General features: G+C 63.2%; 5 protein-coding genes. 3 read left to right on the top strand and 2 right to left on the bottom strand.

The window, feature by feature from the left end; genetic code table 11:
• The first annotated feature begins 304 nt into the window (after nt 1-304).
• On the top strand, nt 305-2,038 hold the full coding sequence (locus tag JQ629_RS25885) for an adenylate/guanylate cyclase domain-containing protein (protein ID WP_212415019.1): 1,734 nt from the start codon (nt 305-307) through the stop codon (nt 2,036-2,038).
• Between the two features lie 72 nt (nt 2,039-2,110).
• Here JQ629_RS25885 and JQ629_RS25880 read toward each other — a convergent pair whose 3' ends face one another.
• Complete coding sequence (locus JQ629_RS25880) at nt 2,111-2,779, bottom strand: hypothetical protein (protein WP_212415018.1); 669 nt, start codon at nt 2,777-2,779, stop codon at nt 2,111-2,113.
• 221 nt (nt 2,780-3,000) lie between these two features.
• Complete coding sequence (locus tag JQ629_RS25875; RefSeq protein WP_212415017.1) at nt 3,001-4,923, bottom strand: AsmA family protein; 1,923 nt, start codon at nt 4,921-4,923, stop codon at nt 3,001-3,003.
• 249 nt (nt 4,924-5,172) lie between these two features.
• On the opposite strand from JQ629_RS25875, the gene JQ629_RS25870 reads away from it, so the two are divergent.
• Together JQ629_RS25870 and JQ629_RS25865 are read left to right on the top strand one after the other, a co-directional pair.
• Entirely contained in the window at nt 5,173-5,880 is a 708-nt protein-coding gene (locus JQ629_RS25870) for a CoA transferase subunit A (RefSeq protein ID WP_212415016.1), read from the top strand.
• Nucleotides 5,881-5,959: 79 nt separating this feature from the next.
• Nucleotides 5,960-6,610, top strand: coding sequence for a 3-oxoacid CoA-transferase subunit B (locus tag JQ629_RS25865; protein ID WP_212032632.1), 651 nt, complete (start codon nt 5,960-5,962; stop codon nt 6,608-6,610).
• Nucleotides 6,611-6,682 lie beyond the last annotated feature (72 nt).

Genomic DNA, 6,682 nt, shown 5'->3' with positions numbered 1-6,682 from the left:
CGGTGATTCGTTGTTCAACGATCACCCCTTTGGCACATTCGATGCCTGGAGCGGGCGTCGTCCACTACATCAATCGCGTCGTTGTGGCCACCCGCCGACCTCTTCCGGAATACCCCCATAAACAGACGTGGCCGGGGTCGGTCGGCATGTCTTAAAGGTGCCAAGAGCGGAACAGGCTGCTGTTGAGGCCTCACCGGTCCAATCGTGAAAACCGGGGCCGAACCAAGGAAGACACCGGGCCGCCCGTCACCTAAGATGCAATTCTGCAGGTGCCGCGGCAGACTGCAGCTTCAAGGATGGCTCAATGGCGGGCGAGCAGGTCGTAAGGCGCCTGGCCGCAATCGTGGCGGCCGATGTCGTGGGCTATTCCCGCCTGATCGGTGCGGATGAAACCGGCACCCTCGCGCGGCTGGCAGCCCTGCGGCGCGACATTGTCGATCACGCCATCACCCGGCATGCCGGCCGCCTGTTCAAGGAAACTGGCGACGGCTTTCTGGTTGAGTTCACCAGCGCGGTTCAGGCCGTAACCTGTTCGATGGAAATCCAGAAGCAGGTCGAGGCAAAGGCCGGTGAGGATCAACCGCTGCGGCTGCGTATTGGCATCCATCTCGGTGATGTCGTGGTCCAGGGGGAGGACCTGATGGGCGACGGCGTCAACATCGCTGCGCGCATCGAAGGTATCGCGGACCCTGGCGGGGTTGCCTTGTCTCGCGCCGTCTACGAGCAGGTTCGTGATCGACTCAGTACCTCCTTCGCTGATCGCGGCGAGATCGAACTGAAGAACATCAGCCGTCCGGTTCACATCTTTGCCGTCGGCGGCGAGAGCCCTTCGCCGCCACCGGCTCTCGCGCTGCCTGACAAACCGTCCATCGTGGTGTTGCCATTTCAAAACATGTCAGGGGATCCGGAGCAGGATTACTTCGCAGACGGAATGGTTGAGGAGATCACCACAGTCCTTAGCCGCGTGCGGTGGCTGTTCGTCATCGCTCGGAGTTCAGCCTTCACCTACAAGGGCCAAGCGCGGGACCTGCGACAAGTCGGGCGAGATCTGGGCGTTCGTTATCTGCTCGAGGGTTCGGTCCGCAAGTCCGGGAGACGTGTGCGCGTTACTGCCCAGCTGATCGACGCCGAGACCGGAGCGCACCTATGGGCGGATAGGTTCGACGGCGAGCTCGAGGAAATCTTCGACATGCACGACCGGGTTGCCACAGAGGTGGTAAGCGCCATCGAGCCCAATCTGCGGCACGCCGAAATTGAACGGAGCCTGCGCAAGCCGACCACCAGTCTCGACGCCTACGATTTCTACATGCGCGCGTCAGCGGCCTTCAGGGAACCCTCGGGGCGAAACTTGCGTGCCGCGCTGGATTTGACGCAGCAGGCGATCTCCCGAGATCCTCACTTTGCCCGTGCCCTGGCGCTACGGGCCGCGTGCATCATGCATTCGGTCGATTCATTCGGTCCTGACGCGATTCCGGAAGCGCTTCGGCTCGCGCATGCTGCATTGGCGACCACAGGCGACGATTCGGAGGCCACGAGTTTCGCGGCGATGACCATCGCGTTGTTAGGCGGCAGCATCGAAACTGCGCTGACCGGATCGGAGCGTGCGCTGATGCTCAATCCCAATGGGTTTTCTGCGATCATGCACGGCGGCTGGGTACATTCAGCAGCTGGCCTTCCGAACGAAGCAATCAACATGTTCACGCGCGCCCTGCGGCTGAGCCCGCGCGATCCATTCCGCGGTTATTGCGAACTAGGACTCGCCATTGGCTACCGCGACGCCGGGCATCCGGAAAATGCGCTCGCGTGGGCACGACGCGCCATCCTGACGCTGCCGCAACTGGCGGGCGGCTATCGAGCGGCAGCCGTGGCGCTCGTCGATCTCGGCCGAGTCGACGAGGCGCGCGATATGATCCGGCAATTGCTGCAGACCCAGCCCCATGCCCGCATCGATCCTGACTTTGTTCGCCGCCAGAACCGCAATGAGTCCACGACCGAATCATGGATTAGAACGCTGCGGCAGGCGGGTCTTCCAGACTGAACGGCGTCGGGGCTTAAGGAGACCGTTGAATGTCCGGGGGCATTTGCGGAAGGAGGCGTTGTCCGTTGGGTGCTAGCTTGCGCCCAAGCCAGGTGCCGGACTGAGCGGAGCGCCCCCTACCGAAAAGGGGCCGGCAGGCTTGGGAAGCGGAGGAGGAGTTGGAGGAAGAACTGGAGGGAGTACTTTTCGCGACGCCTGGATGACCCGCGTGCGAGGATTTGGACGTGGGATGCTGGAAGTCGTCGGCGGTGCGATGCTGGAAGTCGTCAGCGGCGGTGCCTGATTCTGCAGAGAGTTCACCTGCGCCGTCAGCAAGGAGAGTTGACGGGTTATTCTTTTCAAATCCGCCTGTTGGGCTGCGGAGCCCTGCATGAGCGACATCAACACATCGGCGTGTTGCTCCAGCGACGTCTGAATGTCCCGCAGTCCCGCCCTGACAACCGGATCCGGTACGAGGACTGGAGCCGGGTTAGGCGGAGGAGGTGCAGCGACGCGATTGTAAGTTGGCGGCGAGAAGCGGCTGAAGTCCGGCAAGGACAATCGATCGACGCTCGGCAAAGAGAACTGAAAAACCGGCATTGAGAAGCCGCCGAAACTCGGCAAGGAATTGGCGGTGGCCGCACCAATGATGGCCATGGCAGCCAGCGAGACAGCTAACATCAGCACCGGGCTTGAGGCTACCTGCGGTGCCGCCTCGGGCTGTTTGCCCCCTTGCGTTTCCCTGCCGGGTGCTTCGGTCACCTGTGATCCCTACGTCTCAGCCCATCGCCGGTCGGCAAAACAAAAGAGCCATCGCGGTGAGAAACCAGCAATGGCTCGTGCGCGCTTGCCCACCCGAATTCGGCTCAAATCATGGGCTCGTATGGTTAATGTTCAGTTATTCCGGAAGATCAGCCGACGTCGGTGCCCGTCCGGGCCAGGTCGCAAGCGTCATCGTGAACAGGCTCGTGGTCCCGCCATCGTCAGTTCGGCTTCGTGGCACCTTCTGCCGCCGCCGGTGCCGCCGGCCTTGGGCCGCCGCCGGTGATCCGCTCGATCACCGAGCGAACGGCGTCGCGGGTCTTGCGATCCTTTACCGCATCCAGCAGCGGGGCTGCGCCCGGCGAGCGGCGGATCAGGCTTTCGGGATCGGGGAACACCAAGGGATCGTCCCACGGTCCCTGCACCACGAACGGCAGGTCGAAGCCGGGCGGGGCGTTGGGTGCAGACGTCAGGCTGGCGACGCCCTTCAGATCGTATTCGCGCGCCGGCACCGAGGCGGTGCCGGTCAGGGTGAGACGCGTCGTCGGACCTTCGACGCGGACGTCTTCGGCGGTCGCGATGCCGTCGTTGAACTTTACCGACACGTTGAGCGTATCGAACGGCGTCGAGCCGTTGCGGAAATTGCCGCTGCCGGACAGCGGCCGTCGTTCCAGCCGCTTCAACAGCTGCTCGACATTGAAGCCCGCGATCGCGCCGTCACGGCCGGTCAGGGTCGCGGTGCCGTCGAGCGAGGTGACGAGCCCGAACGGGCTGGAGCCCGAGGCCACCAGCGAGACATTGAGATTGCCGCGGCCGGAGAGCTTGTTGATCCCGAACAATTCGGATGCGCAGGCGTGCAGGTCGACATCGGTGAACTGGAACTGGGCCTTGACGTCGGCGATCGCGTCCGAGCGCGCGACGCCGAACGTGCCCTTGGCGATGCCGCCATACATCTGCGCCTCGGCGACCGAGAGCGCGAGCGCGCCGCCGCGCAGATTGGCGCCAAAGGCGGTGCGGCCGAGCTTGGTCGAGCCGACCGTCACCTTGGCGGCCGACAGCCGCATGTCGAGATCGGTGGTCGACAATGAGTTCAGGTCGAACAATTGCCGATTCCAGTCGCGCGCGCCGCTCGCCAGCAGGCGGAAGGTCGAGATGTAGGGCGTGAAATCCAGGGCGCCGGCGGCCAGCGTCGCCTGCAGCGTCTGCCGGCCGTTATTGGCAAAGGTCATCACGCCTTCGGCGACGTTGCCGTCGAGTTCCACATTCACATTGGTCAGCGCAACGGAACCTCCGACCACATTGGCGCGGGCCTTCAGCGCGAAGCGGCCGAAGCCACCGCCGGGCGGCGACTGTCCCATCCAGCGCAACGCGTTGCGCAGCGACGGGCTGTCGATCGTCACCGTGCCTTCCATCATCAGGCTGGTGCGGTTGGCGAGCGCGCCATCGAAGGCCAGTTTCAGCGGCGCGCTGACCAGCCGCGCCTTCACGCCGGAGCGATCGCCCGACAGCAGCGCGACGAAATCGCTGGCGCTGACCGAGCCGTCGACGCGCTCGCCGCGCCAGTCGAACTGCCCGGTGGCGGCGAACGAACGCGAGATCGACGGCCAGGCCAGCGACAGGTCGATATCGCTTAGCGCCTCGGAGACCTGGCTGGCGGCGTCTTCATAGTTGAGCACGCCGTCCTGGATCCGGATTTCGGAGAACGACACCTGATTCTCGGCGCCCGGCTTCATGGCGCGCGCGATGGTCTCGACGAACGGCGTCCAGTTGCTCTCGCCATTGCCGTCCCTGACGACGCGGATATGCGGCCGCAGCATCATGACGTCGGCGATCTCGAACCGTCGCAGCAACAGCGGCAGCAAGCGCAGATTCGCCGTCAGCACGTCGACCTGCAGCGCGGGGTCGACGGTGGCACCGCCCTTCAGCCTGACATTGTGAAACGAGACGTAGCTGCCGGGAAATACCGAGACGTCGATCGCACCCGAGACGACCAGATCGAGCCCGGTGACGGCGCGAATCTGCGCCTCGACAGCCTGGCGCAGCGCGTCCCGGTTGAGGAACCAGGAGGTCCCGATCAGGCCGATCAAAGCCAAGCCGAGAAACGCCGCAATCGGCATCCCCAGGCGCTTCATTCCTTGGGCCATCGTCAAAGACATATCCAGGTCGGGTTGAGGTCGAGGGTTTGGTTGTCCGGGGCGGGCGCGCCTAGCTTTCAGCCCTTGCCAACCCACACAACCTGAAGGGTTTTCTTGACGCTTTCAAGGCCATCCTGCCGTTGTGAACCGCTGCCGATGGTCCAAAAGCGCGCGCATTGACGCAGTGCGAAGATTTCGCCTAATAATCCTTAACATTATGCCGGCCTTAAGCCGTTTCCTCCATCAGGTCAGACATCCATGAACAAGGTTTACCCCGACGCCAAATCGGCACTCGATGGCGTTCTCAAGGACGGCATGATGATCATGTCGGGTGGTTTCGGTCTTTGCGGTATCGCCGAGACCCTGTCGGACGCGATCCGCGAATCCGGCGTCAAGAACCTTACCGTCATCTCCAACAATGCCGGGGTCGACGGCATCGGGCTGAGCCGGCTTCTGGAGACCCGGCAGATCAAGAAGATGATCTCGTCCTATGTCGGCGAGAACAAGCTGTTCGCCCAGCAATACCTCGCCGGCGAACTGGAACTCGAATTCAATCCGCAGGGCACGCTGGCCGAGCGCATCCGCGCCGGCGGCGCCGGTATCCCGGCCTTCTTCACCAAGACCGGCGTCGGCACCCTGATCGCCGAAGGCAAGGAAGTGAAGGAATTCGACGGCGAGAAATACATCATGGAGCGCGGCTTGTTCGCCGACCTCGCCATCGTCCACGCCTGGAAGGGCGATACCGCCGGGAACCTGGTCTATCGCAAGACCGCGCGCAATTTTAACCCGATGATGGCAACCGCCGCCAAGGTCACCATCGCCGAGGTCGAGCATCTGGTGCCGGCCGGCGAGATCGACCCCGATCACATCCACACGCCCGGCATTTTCGTCAAACGCATCATCGACGTCGGCACCGGCAAGAAGCGGATCGAGTTCCGCAACACCCGTCCGCGCCCCGCGGCGTAACCAAATTACAGCGCATGATCCGGAAAAGTGGATACCGGTTTTCCGACAAGATCATGCGCCAACTATAGTGGAGAGCCCCATGGCCTGGACCCGTGAACAGATGGCCGCTCGTGCCGCGAAAGAGTTGCGCGACGGTTATTACGTCAATCTCGGCATCGGCATTCCGACGCTGGTCTCGAACTACATCCCCGACGGTATCGACGTCAGCCTGCAGAGCGAGAACGGCATGCTCGGCATGGGCCCGTTCCCCTATGAGGGCGAGGAAGACGCCGACCTGATCAACGCCGGCAAGCAGACCGTGAGCGAACTGCCGTCGACCAGCTATTTCTCGTCAGCCGAATCCTTCGGTATGGTGCGCGGCGGGCATATCGATCTGTCGATCCTCGGCGCGATGCAGGTGGCGCAGAACGGCGACCTCGCCAACTGGATGATCCCCGGCAAGATGGTCAAGGGCATGGGCGGCGCGATGGACCTCGTCGCCGGCGTCAAGCGCGTCGTCGTCGTGATGGAGCATTCCGCCAAGGACGGCCCGAAACTCCTGAAGACCTGCAACCTGCCGCTGACCGGCGAGAAGGTCGTCGACATGGTGGTGACGGATCTGGCTGTCTTCACCATCGACAAGCACGGCAAGGACGGCATGGCGCTGATCGAGCTCGCCGACGGCGTCACGCTGGACGAGGTCAAGGCCAAGACCGAAGCCGAATTCCGCGTCGCGCTGAAGAACGCGTAGGCGCGATAAAATTCTATGGTCGTCCCTGCGAACGCAGGGACCCATACGCCGCGGCCTCTCGTTAGAGCGCTG

It is taken from the genome of Bradyrhizobium sp. AUGA SZCCT0222 (genome assembly GCF_018130205.1).
Classification (GTDB): domain Bacteria; phylum Pseudomonadota; class Alphaproteobacteria; order Rhizobiales; family Xanthobacteraceae; genus Bradyrhizobium.
The sequence above is the reverse complement of the archived record's forward strand: the minus strand, read 5'-3'. Positions and strand labels throughout refer to the sequence as shown.